This window comes from Paraburkholderia sp. BCC1886 (assembly GCF_900996245.1).
In the GTDB taxonomy this organism is placed as follows: Bacteria; Pseudomonadota; Gammaproteobacteria; order Burkholderiales; family Burkholderiaceae; genus Paraburkholderia.
The window spans coordinates 447,533-462,344 of the sequence record NZ_CAAJGK010000063.1 but is presented as its reverse complement, the minus strand read 5'-3'; the positions used below and the strand labels follow the sequence as shown (position 1 = coordinate 462,344).

15 protein-coding genes and 1 tRNA gene are annotated in these 14,812 nt (G+C 61.6%); 9 read left to right on the top strand and 7 right to left on the bottom strand.

The features are described 5' to 3' along the window. Window positions 1-87: 87 nt before the first annotated feature. The 3 genes from FQ746_RS24355 to FQ746_RS24345 form a co-directional block, all read right to left on the bottom strand. Window positions 88-1,383 carry an HlyC/CorC family transporter gene (locus FQ746_RS24355; RefSeq protein WP_144112184.1) on the bottom strand — a complete coding sequence of 432 codons (1,296 nt, stop codon included), beginning with the start codon at window positions 1,381-1,383 and terminating at the stop codon, window positions 88-90. 194 nt (window positions 1,384-1,577) lie between these two features. Continuing rightward, window positions 1,578-1,654: transfer RNA gene (locus FQ746_RS24350), tRNA-Pro, on the bottom strand. 58 nt (window positions 1,655-1,712) lie between these two features. Continuing rightward, on the bottom strand, window positions 1,713-2,705 hold the full coding sequence (locus FQ746_RS24345) for a polyprenyl synthetase family protein (RefSeq protein ID WP_144112182.1): 993 nt from the start codon (window positions 2,703-2,705) through the stop codon (window positions 1,713-1,715). A gap of 248 nt (window positions 2,706-2,953) precedes the next feature. On the opposite strand from FQ746_RS24345, the gene rplU reads away from it, so the two are divergent. The 4 genes from rplU to proB all read left to right on the top strand — a co-directional run bounded on the left by rplU (window position 2,954) and on the right by proB (window position 6,121). Then, a complete protein-coding gene (gene rplU, locus FQ746_RS24340; RefSeq protein ID WP_144112180.1) occupies window positions 2,954-3,265 on the top strand; it encodes a 50S ribosomal protein L21 in 312 nt (103 codons plus the stop codon). Between the two features lie 24 nt (window positions 3,266-3,289). Continuing rightward, on the top strand, window positions 3,290-3,553 hold the full coding sequence (rpmA, locus tag FQ746_RS24335; protein ID WP_007180330.1) for a 50S ribosomal protein L27: 264 nt from the start codon (window positions 3,290-3,292) through the stop codon (window positions 3,551-3,553). 253 nt (window positions 3,554-3,806) lie between these two features. Then, a complete protein-coding gene (gene cgtA / locus FQ746_RS24330; protein ID WP_144112178.1) occupies window positions 3,807-4,934 on the top strand; it encodes an Obg family GTPase CgtA in 1,128 nt (375 codons plus the stop codon). Window positions 4,935-5,002: 68 nt separating this feature from the next. Then, on the top strand, window positions 5,003-6,121 hold the full coding sequence (proB, locus tag FQ746_RS24325; RefSeq protein ID WP_144112176.1) for a glutamate 5-kinase: 1,119 nt from the start codon (window positions 5,003-5,005) through the stop codon (window positions 6,119-6,121). Window positions 6,122-6,228: 107 nt separating this feature from the next. On the opposite strand, the gene FQ746_RS24320 is transcribed toward proB, so the two are convergent. Both FQ746_RS24320 and FQ746_RS24315 read right to left on the bottom strand, forming a co-directional pair. Next, a complete protein-coding gene (locus FQ746_RS24320) occupies window positions 6,229-6,786 on the bottom strand; it encodes a CNP1-like family protein (RefSeq protein ID WP_144112174.1) in 558 nt (185 codons plus the stop codon). A 76-nt stretch (window positions 6,787-6,862) separates the two neighbouring features. Continuing rightward, window positions 6,863-7,624, bottom strand: coding sequence for an RNA pyrophosphohydrolase (locus tag FQ746_RS24315; RefSeq protein WP_144112281.1), 762 nt, complete (start codon window positions 7,622-7,624; stop codon window positions 6,863-6,865). 287 nt (window positions 7,625-7,911) lie between these two features. Here FQ746_RS24315 and FQ746_RS24310 point away from each other — a divergent pair, with 287 nt between their 5' ends. Next, on the top strand, window positions 7,912-9,648 hold the full coding sequence (locus tag FQ746_RS24310; RefSeq protein ID WP_144112172.1) for a proline--tRNA ligase: 1,737 nt from the start codon (window positions 7,912-7,914) through the stop codon (window positions 9,646-9,648). Window positions 9,649-9,660: 12 nt separating this feature from the next. Continuing rightward, a complete protein-coding gene (locus FQ746_RS24305) occupies window positions 9,661-10,260 on the top strand; it encodes a MarC family protein (RefSeq protein WP_144112170.1) in 600 nt (199 codons plus the stop codon). Between the two features lie 83 nt (window positions 10,261-10,343). Here the strand turns inward: FQ746_RS24305 and FQ746_RS24300 are convergent, their stop codons facing one another. Further along, window positions 10,344-10,895, bottom strand: coding sequence for a hypoxanthine-guanine phosphoribosyltransferase (locus FQ746_RS24300; protein WP_144112169.1), 552 nt, complete (start codon window positions 10,893-10,895; stop codon window positions 10,344-10,346). A 134-nt stretch (window positions 10,896-11,029) separates the two neighbouring features. Then, window positions 11,030-12,397: a signal recognition particle protein gene (ffh, locus tag FQ746_RS24295; RefSeq protein ID WP_144112167.1), complete on the bottom strand. Its 1,368-nt coding sequence runs from the start codon at window positions 12,395-12,397 to the stop codon at window positions 11,030-11,032. Window positions 12,398-12,478: 81 nt separating this feature from the next. Here ffh and FQ746_RS24290 point away from each other — a divergent pair, with 81 nt between their 5' ends. Genes FQ746_RS24290 through ampD form a run of 3 tightly spaced genes read left to right on the top strand, consistent with a single transcriptional unit; the run spans window position 12,479 to window position 14,300 of the window. After that, window positions 12,479-13,393, top strand: coding sequence for an inner membrane protein YpjD (locus FQ746_RS24290; RefSeq protein WP_144112165.1), 915 nt, complete (start codon window positions 12,479-12,481; stop codon window positions 13,391-13,393). 8 nt (window positions 13,394-13,401) lie between these two features. Continuing rightward, a complete protein-coding gene (locus tag FQ746_RS24285) occupies window positions 13,402-13,704 on the top strand; it encodes a PP0621 family protein (RefSeq protein ID WP_144112163.1) in 303 nt (100 codons plus the stop codon). After that, window positions 13,701-14,300, top strand: coding sequence for a 1,6-anhydro-N-acetylmuramyl-L-alanine amidase AmpD (ampD, locus tag FQ746_RS24280; RefSeq protein WP_144112161.1), 600 nt, complete (start codon window positions 13,701-13,703; stop codon window positions 14,298-14,300). Before FQ746_RS24285 ends, ampD begins: the two co-directional genes overlap by 4 nt. Window positions 14,301-14,812: the final 512 nt, after the last annotated feature.

The window sequence follows — 14,812 nt, the reverse complement described above, 5'->3', positions numbered from 1 at the left end:
ATTGACTGGGCTCAGCGCCACTCGGCCATTCGGCTAATGGCGCGCGTCCCTGGCCTGTGCGATGCTTTGTCCGCAGCCGAAAGCCGGTTAGCTCAGCAAGGATTTGCCGCTCTTCGGGCGCGGCGGCTGGAACAGTTTGACGGTGCGGATGGCCTGATCGTCGCTGCGCATCACTTCGAGTTTGATCTCGCCTATCTGCACGCAAACGTCGCCGTCGGGGATGTCTTCGAGAATTTCGAGGATCAGACCGTTGAGTGTTTTCGGGCCGTCGGTTGGGAGTGTCAGTTGTAGCCAGCGGTTCAGTTCGCGCAGCGGCATGCTGCCCGCGACGATGCACTCGCCGCTCTCGTTCCAGCCGCCGCGCGAATTGGCACTACGCGGAATCGACGTCGTGAATTCGCCGATCAGCTCTTCGATGATGTCTTCCGGCGTGACGAGCCCCTGGAGTTCGCCGTATTCGTTCACCACCAGCGCGGTGCGGTGGCGGCTCTCCTGGAAATACTGGAGTTGCTGGAACACGGGTGTGCCGGTCGGCACGAAATACGGTTCCGCCAGCAATTCGCGCAGCGTTTCGCGCTCCAGTTCCTGGTTGTGCAGGGCGGCCAGCGTTTTGCGTACGTGCAGCACGCCCAGTACGCGGTCGATGTCACCTTGATAGACGATCAGCTTGTTGTGATAGCAGGTTTCGAGTTGATGCAGGATCTGCTCGAACGGCGCATCGAAGTCGAGGGCTTCGATGCGGCGGCGCGGAATCATCACGTCGTCGACGGAAATGTTTTCGAGGTCGAACAGGTTGAGCAGAATGCTGCGGTGCTTCGTCGGCATGAAACTGCCGGACTCGAGCACGATGCTGCGCAACTCTTCCGTGGACAGGCGCTGATCACGCGCGCCTTTAGTGTTGATATGCAGCACCCGCAAGATGGCGTTCGCGAACAGGTTGACGAACCAGACGAGCGGGCGGGCCACGCGCATCATCGGCGCGATCAGCAGGCTGGCGGGCAGCGCAATTTTCTCCGGAAAAGTCGCGCCGACGATTTTCGGCGTGATTTCCGCGAACACGATAATAAGGAACGCGACGATGCCCGTGGCGATCGACAGCACTACATTGTTACGCCCGAACGTATGCAGCGCGATGGAGGTGGTGAGCACCGGGATGATCGTGTTGAACAGATTGTTGCCGATCAGTACGACGCTCAGCAGTTGGTCGGTGTGGGCAAGCAGGCCTTGAGTGGTCTTCGCGCCAAGGGCATTCTGACTGGCCAGATGTTTCAGCCGATGGCGGTTGATCGCCATCATGGCGGTTTCGGAAATCGAGAAAAAGCTGGAGCAGATGAGCAGGAGAACTACGGCGCCAATCTGCGCCCATAAGGGAAGTTGTTCCACGCGCGCTGAGGGTAGGGAAAAGGATGGAGAGAATATAGCAGAGGGGATGCGGCGTCCCATCGGACGAAAGGGCGGACGCGCTGGGGTAGGACGTTGTGACGCGACTTCGGCGGGCTGACAGTTTCAAGCTGGAAAACAAAAAACCGCCGAGCAAGCTGGGCGGTTTTTTGAGCCTTGAATCAACAAGGAGAATCTGGTCGGGGTGAGAGGATTCGAACCTCCGGCCTCTACGTCCCGAACGTAGCGCTCTACCAGGCTAAGCTACACCCCGATGTGTACTGCGAGAAATGCTGTGCTCGATTTGGACTGATTCGGTAATTTAGTCTCGTTTAAGACTGCCTTGCCGTCGAGTAAGAACATAATTCTAGCAGGCTATCTTTGAAAATGGAATCGGGAAATGAAGAAATCGCTGCTGCTGCAGCCTGCGCTTCCTGTTTCGCGCATTCGAGCGTGTGATCCAGCGCGCCAGAGCTCGTGATTGCTTCGAAGATCGTGTCGAAACGGTCGGTGCCGCCCTGTTCGATTGCTTCGCGAGCGAGCGCCGACTGCTCGGGCGTGCCGCGCTCTATTAAATAGATGAGCGGAAGCGTGGGTTTGCCTTCGCGAAGATCGTCGCCGGCGTTCTTGCCCATTGATTCGGCCGTGCCCGTGTAATCGAGCCAGTCGTCCATGATCTGGAACGAGGTGCCGATGCGCCGCCCGAATTCCGCCGCCGCTGCTTCGGTCCTGGCATCCGAGCCGGCCAGCACCGCGCCGAGTTGCGCGGCGGCTTCGAACAGCTTGGCTGTCTTGTAGCGGATTACCTGCATGTAGCGCGCTTCGTCCACGTCGGCGTCGTGCATGTTCAGCAACTGCAGGACTTCGCCTTCGGAGATGATGTTGGTCGCCTCCGAAAGGATTTCCATCACCCGCATTTTGCCGACGCCCACCATCATCTGGAACGAGCGCGAATACAGGAAGTCGCCTACCAGTACACTCGCCGCGTTACCGAACAGCGCATTGGCTGTTTGCCGGCCGCGCCGCAGATCCGATTCGTCGACTACGTCGTCGTGCAGCAAGGTCGCCGTGTGGATGAACTCGACGACCGCCGCCAGTTCATGGCGGTGACCGGTGGTTTCCCCGAGCGCGCCGGCCACGAGCAGGAGCAGCGCGGGGCGCAGCCGCTTGCCGCCGGCACTGATGATGTACTCGGAAATCTGGTTGATCAGCATTACGTCGGACGCCAGACGGTGCCGGATGACACGGTTCACCTGCTGCATGTCTTCGGCGATCGGAGCGAGCAGGCTGGCGGCGTTGGAGGAAGTAGTGGCGGTCGACGACATGGTGGCTGAATTGGGTAGTGCCGCGAATTATAAGGGGTATCGCGACCGTTCCGGGGCGTTGGCTGCGGCTTGGCGTAATGGCGGCGGTCGCCGCGGCGCTCGTCAGACCCGCGGGGCCGACCGCCGGGCAGTGCGAAGCAGCATTGAATGAGTTTTGACCGTGCAGCTAACTCTATGTATAATCACGGGTTTCCGCGCGCGGTGCGTGGGGAAAATGAAAAACGAATGAACACAGAGTGAGGTTTTCAATGTACGCGGTCATAAAAACCGGTGGCAAGCAGTATAAAGTTGCCGTCGGCGAAAAACTTAAAGTAGAACAGATACCGGCAGACATTGACGCTGAAATCACGCTCGACCAGGTTCTCGCAGTAGGCGAAGGCGAATCGATTAAGTTCGGTACGCCACTGGTCGGTGGGGCTTCCGTCAAGGCTACCGTCGTGTCGCAAGGTCGTCACAAGAAAGTGACCATCTTCAAGATGCGTCGCCGGAAGCACTACCAGAAGCATGGCGGCCACCGCCAGAACTACACCGAATTGCGCATCGACGCTATCAACGCGTAAGCGCACGGTTAAGGAGCAAATCAAATGGCACACAAAAAGGCAGGCGGATCGTCCCGGAACGGCCGCGACTCTGAATCGAAGCGCCTCGGCGTGAAGGTTTACGGCGGTCAGGCCATCAACGCTGGCGGCATCATTGTTCGTCAACGTGGCACGCGCATGCACCCGGGCGAAAACGTCGGTATCGGCAAGGACCACACCTTGTTCGCGCTGACGGACGGCCACGTCAATTTCTCGACGAAGGGCGCAGCGAAGAAGCACATGGTCAACGTCGTCCCGGCAGCAGTCTGAGTTTAATCAGACACGGGCTTCAGGACCGGAAGAAGGCCCCGCGAAGTTAGCGGGGCTTTTTTTATTCCGGCGATTTTCGCCGGGCGAGTATTGGGTTTGCGCAGGTTTCCGGGAACAAACCCGGCTGCGTGCCGCCGCGTCCTATGCCATTCGGCCGATTGATCGACGCGCGGCGAGCACGGCAAAATAGCGGCATCCGAGAGCATTAAATCAGCAGCATCATCTGGCAGCACACCACGGGACGGAGTTACGCATGAAGTTCATTGACGAAGCGAGGATTGAAGTCATCGCCGGCGACGGAGGGGATGGCAGCGCGTCGATGCGCCGCGAGAAATTCGTTCCGTTCGGCGGCCCGGATGGCGGCGACGGCGGCCGGGGCGGCAGCGTAATTGCGGTAGCAGACCGCAACATCAATACGCTGATCGACTACCGCTACGCGAAGAAGCATCTGGCGCGCAACGGCGAAAACGGCCGCGGCGCCGATTGCTACGGCAAGGGCGGCGACGACATTACGCTGCGCATGCCGGTCGGTACGACCATTACCGACATGGAAACCGGCGAACTCATCGCCGACCTGACCGAGCACAACCAGAGTGTGCAGATCGCCCAAGGCGGTGCGGGCGGGCTCGGCAACCTGCATTTCAAGTCCAGCACGAATCGCGCGCCGCGTCAGAAGACCGACGGCAAGCCGGGCGAGCGCCGTATGGTGCGCCTCGAACTCAAAGTGCTGGCGGACGTCGGTCTGCTCGGCATGCCGAACGCGGGCAAGTCGACTTTTATCGCGTCGGTGTCCAACGCGAAGCCGAAGATCGCGGATTACCCGTTCACCACGCTCGCGCCGAATCTCGGCGTCGTGCGCGTCGGCCCGAGCCGCAGCTTCGTTATCGCAGACATTCCTGGTCTGATCGAAGGCGCGGCGGAAGGTGCGGGGCTGGGGCATCAGTTCCTGCGTCACCTGCAGCGTACCGGCCTGCTGCTTCATATCGTCGACCTCGCACCGTTCGACGACGCGGTGGACCCTGTCGCGGAAGCCAAGGCGATCGTCAACGAACTCCGCAAATACGACGAGCTGCTGTTCGAAAAAACGCGCTGGCTTGTGCTCAACAAGCTCGACATGGTGCCGGAAGACGAACGCGAAGCGCGCGTCTCGGCTTTCCTCGAAGGCTTTGGCTGGGAGGGCCCGGTGTTCGAAATCTCCGCGTTGACCGGTCAGGGTTGCGAGAACCTTTGCTACGCGGTGTTCGATCACATCGCTGCGCATTCCGACGCGCAGCGCCAGGCGGAAGCGGAAGATCTCGCCGCCGACGTCCGGTTCCGCGAAAAGCCGCAAACGCCTGAAGCGCCCGCCGCAGCGGACGAGTCCGTCGATCCGCAAGAATAAAAAGCTCGAGCGCCGGCGCTTCTGTGCGACCGGCGTGTATCACGCCTCATCTTGGGAGACCGTGCACCATGCGTTCCGTCATCGCAGATTCACGGCGATTGGTAGTGAAAGTCGGTTCGAGCCTCGTCACAAATGACGGACGCGGCCTCGATCATGCCGCAATCGGCCGCTGGGCCGCGCAGATTGCCGCTCTGCGAGCGCAGGGCAAGGAAGTGGTGCTGGTGAGTTCAGGCGCCATCGCCGAAGGAATGCAGCGGCTCGGCTGGACCAGGCGGCCACGCGAAATCGACGAGTTGCAGGCGGCCGCCGCCGTCGGTCAGATGGGTTTGGCGCAAGTCTATGAAAGCCGCTTTGCCGAGCATTCCATTCAGACCGCACAGATTCTGCTGACCCACGCCGATCTGGCCGACCGCGAGCGCTATCTGAATGCGCGCTCCACGCTGCTCACGCTGCTGCGACTGGGTGTCGTGCCCATCATCAACGAGAACGACACGGTCGTTACCGACGAAATCAAGTTCGGCGACAACGACACGCTCGGCGCGCTCGTGGCGAATCTGATCGAAGGCGACGCGCTCGTCATCCTCACCGATCAGCAGGGGCTGTTCACCGCCGATCCCCGCAAGGACCCGAACGCCACACTGGTCCAGCAGGCCGACGCCGGCGCTTTGGAGCTCGAAGCCATGGCTGGCGGCGCGGGTTCGAGTCTGGGTCGCGGTGGCATGCTGACCAAAATTCTCGCCGCCAAGCGTGCCGCGCACAGTGGCGCCAATACGGTCATTGCGAGCGGCCGTGAAGCGGACGTGCTGTCGCGGCTGGCTTCGGGCGAAGCGATCGGCACGCAACTGATCGCACGCACCGCCCGGATGGCCGCGCGCAAGCAGTGGATGGCCGACCACCTGCAGGTACGTGGCCACGTGGTGATCGACGACGGCGCGGTCGAGAAACTCACCGACGGCGGCAAGAGCTTGCTGCCGATTGGCATCGTCGGCGTGCAAGGTGCGTTCGCGCGAGGTGAGGTGATTGCCTGTCTGAGCGTAGCGGGACGGGAAGTCGCGCGCGGCCTGACGAATTACAGCAGCGCGGAGACGAAGCGGATCCAGCGGCGTCCGAGTGGCGATATCGAATCGGTGCTCGGCTACATGCTGGAGCCGGAACTGATTCATCGCGACAATCTCGTGCTCGTCTGATTGCCCGATTTCCCGATAAAACAACGGGGTATCCAGACGAAAAAACGCCGTCACGGAACTGATCAGCATCGTCAGCCGGAACGGCGTTTTTTCTTACGACATCAGTCTTAATGAACCCCTGACGTCGCGGTGCGCTTGTAGCGGATGTTTTCCAGCATCTGTTTCGCGCTACCCGTGGGCATCTTGTTCGCGCACATATAGTCCTGATACAGCGCCGAGTGGTAAGCGTTCAACGCACCGTCCTCGATTCGCGTGAAGCCGTTTTCCACCGTCCGGTCCCAACCGTCGTGATCGGCGTTCAAGCCCGCGTACAGGCGCCACTCGTACGTGTCGCAGCGAATCCCTTCATAGTTCACATTGCGCGCGCCGCTCGGGCTGGTGACGACCACCGTGTACCGAACCACGCCATCCGAGCCCACCGACAGCGAGTTGCGATCGATCGCGAAATGCAGCGGCGTATTGCCGGAGACATCGAAAGGTAGCAGGTTGGCGTCTTGCGGCAGTGGCGGCAGCGTGTCGACCGCGTTTTCCGTCCAGTTGCCTTTGCGGTCCAGCAGGTAGGTGAACGCGCTGTCGTCTTTGTTGGTAGGTTTGCCGGCGCTCGAACAACCAGCCAGCAGGGCGCCGGTGGCGACACACGCCACGACGAGTGCAAGTGCTTTCAATATGATTTCCTCGAAACGCTGACGTGGCTCGAAGAGCCACGTCAGAGGGAGGCGGCAAGAACAGCCGCACAGAGTGTTAATTGCGCATGCCCGGGCGATACAGCGAGCCGGCGGTTTCGTTTGCCGAATCGTCGTCGTGGTCCGAAGCGGGATCGGCTTCGGCGCCGGGTCGGCTTGACGATGCGGAACCGGGCCCGCAATCGGACACGATCGTGGTTCGAACCGATGTCTCGATGCGAACCGACGTCACCGAGGTTACCGACGTCACCGTCATCACCGTGGAATCCGGCGGGCTTTCCATGGACGTTGCTATCCGGGGATAACGCGGCCCATGATGCCCAGCGGGTTTTTCCGTACGCGGCGCAGCACGACGCATGAAACGGGACAACTCCGTCAGCGCCAACTGATACACATCCCGCTTGAACTCGATCACACAGTCGAGCGGCACCCAGTACTCGTTCCAACGCCATGCATCGAACTCAGGGTGATCGGTGGCGCGCAAGCAGATGTCGCAGTCGCGTCCAACCATCCGGAGCAAGAACCAGATTTGTTTCTGGCCGCGGTAATGACCGCGTACCTCGCGCTTGATGAACTTGTCAGGCACCTCGTAACGCAACCAGTCGCGCGTGCGACCGATGACCTTGACGTGCTCAGGCAGCAGGCCGGTTTCTTCGTGTAACTCCCGATACATCGCTTGCACGGGGGTCTCTCCGTACTTGATGCCCCCTTGCGGAAACTGCCAGGAATGTTCACGGAGCCGCTTGCCCCAAAACACCTCGTTGTGCGCGTTCAAGAGGATGATGCCGACGTTCGGGCGAAAGCCTTCACGATCCAGCATACAACCACCTTCGAATCCTTTAAAATTGCTTTGATTATAAACAGATAACGAGCCCACCGCACCGATTCGCACCAGATTGGAACGATTCGCCGCAAACGGGCCGTGTTTGCGGTAGCCTGTCACTCTTTCCGATTCTTGCCCCTCGTGTGGACAGCATTGCGCGGCAGCGTCAAGCTTTGCGTCGCCAGCCAGCCGGCGCATCCGTCCAGCGTGATGAATCTGAGTTGATTCCTACCTTGTCTTCTTTCGGGCGGTCCCTCCGGAGCCGCCGCTTTTGGAAAATCTGAATGAAAGCTTCCCGTTTCTTTATCGGCACGCTGAAAGAAGCGCCCGCCGACGCCGAGATCGTCAGCCACAAACTCATGGTGCGCGCGGGCATGATCCGTCGCGTGGCAGGCGGTATCTATAACTACCTGCCGGTCGGCCTGCGTTCGATCCGCAAGGTGGAAGCCATCGTGCGTGAAGAAATGAACCGGGCAGGGGCAATCGAACTGTTGATGCCGGCGGTACAGCCGGCCGAGTTGTGGCAGGAGTCGGGGCGCTGGGTCAAATACGGTCCCGAGTTGCTGCGCTTCAAGGATCGCAAGCAATCGGATTTCGTGATCGGACCGACTCACGAAGAAGTCGTCACGGACATCGCCCGCAATCAGATCAAAAGCTATCGTCAGTTGCCGGTGAATTTCTACCAGGTGCAGACCAAATTCCGCGATGAAATCCGCCCGCGTTTCGGCGTGATGCGCGGCCGCGAATTCATCATGAAAGACGCGTACTCGTTCGACAAGGACATCGAAGGCCTGCGCGAGTCGTATCGAAAGATGTACGACGCGTACGTGCGCATCTTCACGCGCCTCGGTCTCGACTTCCGCGCGGTCGCGGCGGACAACGGCTCGATCGGCGGCAGCGGCTCGCACGAGTTTCACGTGATCGCCGATACGGGCGAAGACGCCATCGCCTATTGCCCGACTTCGGAGTTCGCCGCCAACGTCGAAGCGGCGGAAGCGTTGCCGCTCTACGCCGAGCGCGCAGCGCCTACCGAAGACATGAAGAAGACCGCCACGCCCGGCAAGGCGAAGTGCGAAGCGGTGGCCGAGTTGCTGAACATCCCGCTCGAACGCACCATCAAGTCGATCATCGTCGCGACCGAGAACGAAGGCGCCGCGCCGACCATCTGGTTGCTGATGCTGCGTGGCGATCACGAGCTGAACGAAATCAAGGCAAGCAAGCTGCCCGGCCTGGCTGAATTCCGCATGGCGACCGAAGCCGAAATCGTCGAGACCTTCGGTACGCCGCCCGGCTACCTCGGCCCGATCGACACGAAGCAGCCGGTCAAGGTCGTGGCCGATCGCACGGTCGCGAACATGAGCGACTTCGTGGTCGGCGCGAACGAAGTGGACTTCCACATCACCGGTGTGAACTGGGGGCGCGATCTGCCCGAGCCGCTAGTTGCCGACATCCGCAACGTGAAGAAGGGCGATCCGTCGCCGGACGGCAAGGGCGTGATCGACATTTGCCGCGGTATCGAAGTCGGCCACGTCTTCCAGCTCGGCACCAAGTATTCGGAAGCGATGAACGCCACGTGCCTCGACGAAACCGGCAAGCCGCAGCCGATGGAAATGGGCTGCTACGGCATCGGCGTCACGCGCATTCTGGGCGCGGCCATCGAACAGAACTTCGACGACAAGGGCATCATCTGGCCGGAGTCGATCGCGCCGTTCGAAGTCGTGCTGTGCCCGATGGGTTACGACCGTAGCGAAGCCGTGCGCGAGCAGGCGGACAAGCTGTACGCGCAACTGGTGGAAGCGGGCGTCGACGTGATTCTCGACGACCGCGGCGAGCGCCCCGGCGTGATGTTCGCCGACTGGGAGCTGATCGGCGTGCCGCATCGTCTGGTGATCGGCGATCGTGGTCTGAAAGACGGCAAGCTGGAGTATCAAGGCCGTCGCGACGCCGAAGCCACGCTGCTGCCGGTGGACGACGCCGCGCAAACGGTCATCGGCAAAGTTCGCGCCGCGCTGGCGCGCTAACGGGAGCGGACGGTGGAATACACGTTCCTCTCCGCAACCGTCCTGCTGATCCTCATCACCGACCCGCTCGGCAACATTCCGATTTTCATCGGTTGCCTGCGGGGCGTGTCACCCGAACGTCGCACGATCGTCATCCTCCGCGAGGTGGCGATCGCGTTCGCGATCCTGCTGGTCTTCATGGTGCTCGGCGACCGCTTTCTGCGGATGATGAGTCTCACCGACCAGTCATTGCGGATCGGCGGCGGCATCGTACTGTTTCTTATCGCGCTGCGCATGGTGTTCCCGCATCCGGACGGTCCGTTCGGCGGCGACGTGCGCGGCGGCGAGCCGCTCATCGTGCCGCTGGCGATTCCCGCGCTGGCCGGCCCGTCGGCGCTGGCCACGGTGATGCTGCTGACGTCGCAGGCGCCGGGCAAGATGCTGGAATGGATCGGCGCGCTCACCGTCACGATGGTGGTCTGCGCGATCGTGCTGATGCTTTCGGAGCGGATTCAGAAATGGCTTGGCGAGCGCGCGATGATGGCGTTCGAGCGGCTGATGGGCCTCGTGCTGGTGGCGATTTCAGTCGAAATGATGCTGGGCGGTATCCGGTCTTTCGTGCATCAGCTATGACCTTGAGCGCTCACGTCACTACGGTTAAGCAATAAAAAAAGCGGCCCGCAAGCCGCTTTTTTTCTAACAGGCAATCGTAAACCTCAAGCGCCTTCGGTCAGCGCCCGAATGGTCGGCAGATTCCGCCAGTAGCCTTTGGCATCCATCCCACACCCAAACACATAACGGTCCGGCACTTCGAAACCGCAGTAGTCCGGGCGCAGCGGCTTCGCTTTCGGAATGATCTTCTCGCACAGCACGGCGCTCAAAAAGCGCTTCGCGCCCATTGCGAGAATACGGTCGCGGATCGCGGCCATCGTTTCGCCTTCATCGAGAATGTCGTCGAGGACCAGCACGACGCGATCCTTCACCGACTCGGCCGGCGCCACGCGCCATTGCATCTCGTTGCCGCCTTTGGTGGTGTTGCGATAACGCGTGAGATGGATGTAGTCGAACTCGAGCGGGAAATCGAGGTGCGGCAGCAGCATGCCGGTGAACACGGCCGCGCCGCCCATGACCGACAACACGAGCGGAAAGTCCTCGCTCATCTCGTCGCGAATGGCGGTCGCCATGCCGCTGATCGACGCGTTGACGTCCTCGGCCGAAACGATTTCTTCGGAGTGGCTGAAAATGTGGAGAGCTTCTTCGCGGTTCATGACGTCTGGCGAGCGTTGACTGTATACATAGTGTGAGGTGGGGCACCCTGAAGAAACTGCGCCTGCGGGGCGACGACGTGCGCTACAGCATAAACCCGCGCGAGCCCGACGTCAGCCGCGCGTGCGTTATTCAACTAGCGCATGCCGGGCAACATGCCCTTCATGCCGCGCATCATCTTTTGCAGATTGCCGCCCTTGAGCTTTTTCATCATCGTGCGCATCTGGTCGTACTGGTTCAGCATGCGGTTGACTTCTTGCACCTGCACGCCGGCACCCGCGGCGATGCGCCGCTTGCGGGTCGCCTTGATCAGGTCGGGCTTGGCGCGTTCGAGCGGTGTCATGGAATTGATGATGCCTTCCATGCGGCGCATCTGCTTTTCGGCCTGGCCCATGTCGGCGCCGGCGGCGGCCTGCTGGAACTGCGCGGGCAGTTTGTCCATCAGCGAGGACAGCCCGCCCATGCCTTTCATTTGCGTGAGTTGCGCGCGGAAATCGTTGAGGTCGAAGTCGCCGCCTTTCTTGACCTTGTCGGCGAGCTTCTGCGCGGCCTGGACGTCGACGCCTTTCTGCGCTTCTTCGACGAGGGCGAGAATGTCGCCCATGCCGAGAATCCGGTTCGCCATCCGGTCCGGGTGAAACACTTCGAGGCCGTCGAGTTTTTCGGCGACACCGACAAACTTGATCGGTTTGCCGGTGACATGGCGCACCGACAGTGCCGCACCGCCGCGTGAGTCGCCGTCGAGCTTGGTGAGCACCACACCGGTGAGGGGCAGCGCGTCGCTAAACGCCTTGGCGGTGTTCACCGCATCCTGACCGAGCATCGCGTCGACGACGAACAGCGTTTCCGCCGGCTTGAGCAAACTATGAAGCGCGGCGATTTCCTGCATCATCGCTTCGTCGATACCGAGACGGCCGGCCGTGTCGACCAGCAGCACGTCGTGGAAGTGACGCTTGGCCCAGTCGACGGCGGCGCGCGCGATATCGACGGGTTTCTGATCGGGTTCCGACGGGAAGAAGTCTGCGCCGACCTGCTCGGTCACCGTCTTCAACTGCGCGATAGCGGCAGGGCGGTAAACGTCGCACGAAACGGTGAGCACTTTCTTCTTGTACTTCTCGCGCAGCAGCTTGGCGAGCTTGCCGACCGTGGTCGTCTTGCCGGCGCCTTGCAAGCCGGCCATCAGGATGACGGCAGGCGGCGTGACGGCGAGGTTCAGTTCGACTGCCTTGCCCTCGTAGTCGCCGCCGATGATCGCGGTCAACTCGCGCTGCACCACGCCGACCAGCGCCTGACCCGGCGACAGACTGCTGATGACTTCCTCGCCGAGCGCTTTCTCTTTCACCTTGGCGATGAATTCGCGCACGACGGGCAAAGCCACGTCGGCTTCGAGAAGCGCAAGGCGCACTTCGCGCAGCATTTCCTGGGTGTTGGCCTCGGTGAGCCGGGCTTCGCCGCGCAGCGTCTTGACGACGCGCGCCATCCGTTGAGTCAGATTGTCGAGCATGGGGAGCGATGAACAGTGCGGCCCGAAAAGCGCGTGAAGAGGAACACGTCGCGGAGTTGGAGCCTAGTGTAAACTTCGAAGATGGATATTGTACTGTATGCCCTCACTGCGCTCCTCTACGGCGGCCTTGCCGTAGCCGGCTGGCGCTCGCACCGGCACACCGCCGTGCGTCCCATGCTCGAAAGCGTGCCGCCGATGCCTGCTCACGCAAGCGTCTCGGCGGCCTCGGGCATGAGCGCGTCGGGCCGCGTGCTGCTGTTCGTCGCGCTGCTCGCGCATGGGGTGCTGCTGCATACCACCATCTTTCCGCAGAACGCGATGGTGTTCGGTTTTGCGTTCGCCCTGTCGGCCATGTTCTGGCTCGGCGCCGGCATCTACTGGATCGAAAGTTTTTTCTTCCCGCTCGACGGCTTGCGTTTGCTGGTTCTGCCGCTCGCCTGCCTCGCTTCGTTGATGCCGTTGCTGTTCGGCGGCGTGCGCGTGTTGCCGTATTCCGCCGCGCCCCTGTTCAAGCTTCACTTTCTCATCGCCAACATCGCGTATGGTTTGTTCGCGATCGCGGCGCTCCACGCCATTCTCATGCTGCTCGTCGAGCGGCGCCTGCATGCCATGCGCGGCGGTATCTCGCCGCGCACGGCGGCCGCGGGCGACGGCTGGCTGTCGGGCTGGCTCGACACCTTGCCGCCGCTGCTCACGCTCGAGAAGTTGCTGTTCCGTCTGATCGGCGCGGGCTTCGTGCTGCTCACGCTGACGCTGTTATCGGGCATCCTGTTCAGCGAGCAACTGGTGGACCGCGCCTTGCGGCTCGATCACAAGACCGTGTTCGCGATTCTGTCGTGGCTCATGTTCGGCGCGCTGCTGACCGCGCGTAAAGTTTCCGGCTGGCGCGGCCGTGCGGCATTGCGCTGGGTGCTGGCCTCGTTCGTCGCGCTGTTGCTCGCGTACGTCGGCAGCCGTTTCGTATTCGAGGTGCTGTTGCACCGTGCAGTAGTCTGAGTGTGCCCATGCGACAAATATTCCTGTTGATCCTGTTGTTCTTCGTCGGCCAGTGGTTGGTGAAGGCGCTGCGTCGTCATGACGCGAACAATGCGGCCGGCGCCAAAGGCCGTGCCGGTTCTCGCGGGCCGGGTGCGCAACAGGCACAGCCGCAAGCCCGTCCGCAACTTCCCGAGCCGATGATCCGTTGTGTCGAATGCGGCGTGCACGCGCCGAAGAGCGACTCCGTACTCGTCGCCGGCGAGCCGTTCTGCTGCGCCGCGCATGCGCAACGTCATGGCGCGCGGCCGACGGGACGCGACGCCCGATGAGCGTCGACTTCACCGTCGATGCCGACGGTTGGGTCGCCGCCGCCCGCAAGCTCGTCTCTCCTAATCGTGAAGCACGCCCCGCCGGCGCCGAGCCGACGTTGATCGTCGTTCACAACATCAGCCTGCCGCCCGATGAGTTCGGCGGCACGGCCATCGCGGAACTGTTCCTCAACACGCTCGACTGCGATACGCACCCGTACTACGACACGCATCTGCGCGGCGTGCGGGTGTCTGCGCACTTCGTCGTGCATCGCGATGGCGCGCTCGAGCAGTTCGTGTCGTGCAACGAGCGAGCGTGGCACGCGGGACCGTCGAATTTTTTCGGGCGTGAGCGGTGCAACGATTTCTCGATCGGCATCGAACTCGAAGGCAGCGATACGACCGCGTTCGATGCGGCGCAATACCGCACGCTCGCCGCGCTGGTGAGCGCGCTCAACGCCCGCTATCCGGTCGCGGCGCTCGCCGGTCACTCGGACATCGCGCCCGGTCGCAAGACCGATCCGGGCCCGCATTTCGAATGGCGACGTCTGCAAAGCGACACCGCTTTGCCGGATAAGTATTTCCCCTATCTCAAGTTTTCCCACGACGCGCCGTAGCCCCCCTTTCGCGAGGTCACGCGCGGTGGAGAGAACGAGGCGCAGCCTCGTTCTCCGGGGAGCCGCTGTCTCGTCGCGCTATCCACTTGTCAAGCCATCGAAAGCAAATAAATCGATTTGACCTGTCTCGAAAGTCCACTATACTTGGTGCCAGAAATTCGGTTTCGCACTATATCTTGTGTTGCCAGAGGTGTTTTCCCAGCGGCGCCCCGCTCTTCGAGCATGGCGCCGCAAGCATTCCTGGCCATGAAAAAATCCCCTGCGGCGCTGCCGGTAGAGACCACCGGCGGCATCCAGCAGCACCCAGGAAAAGGACCCGGCAAGTGATCGCGACACACAAGACGAAGACCCTGCGCCATTCGAACCAGATCATGAATCGAACAATCGGGCAGGCCTCTTCGCAGTCGCATCACGCCGCCAGGCTCGACCGGTTTTTTTCCTGCCCCTCATCGCTCGCGCACGCAACGCAGCGTTCGTTTTAATCCGCAACATATCCAGGACCAGGAGCTTTG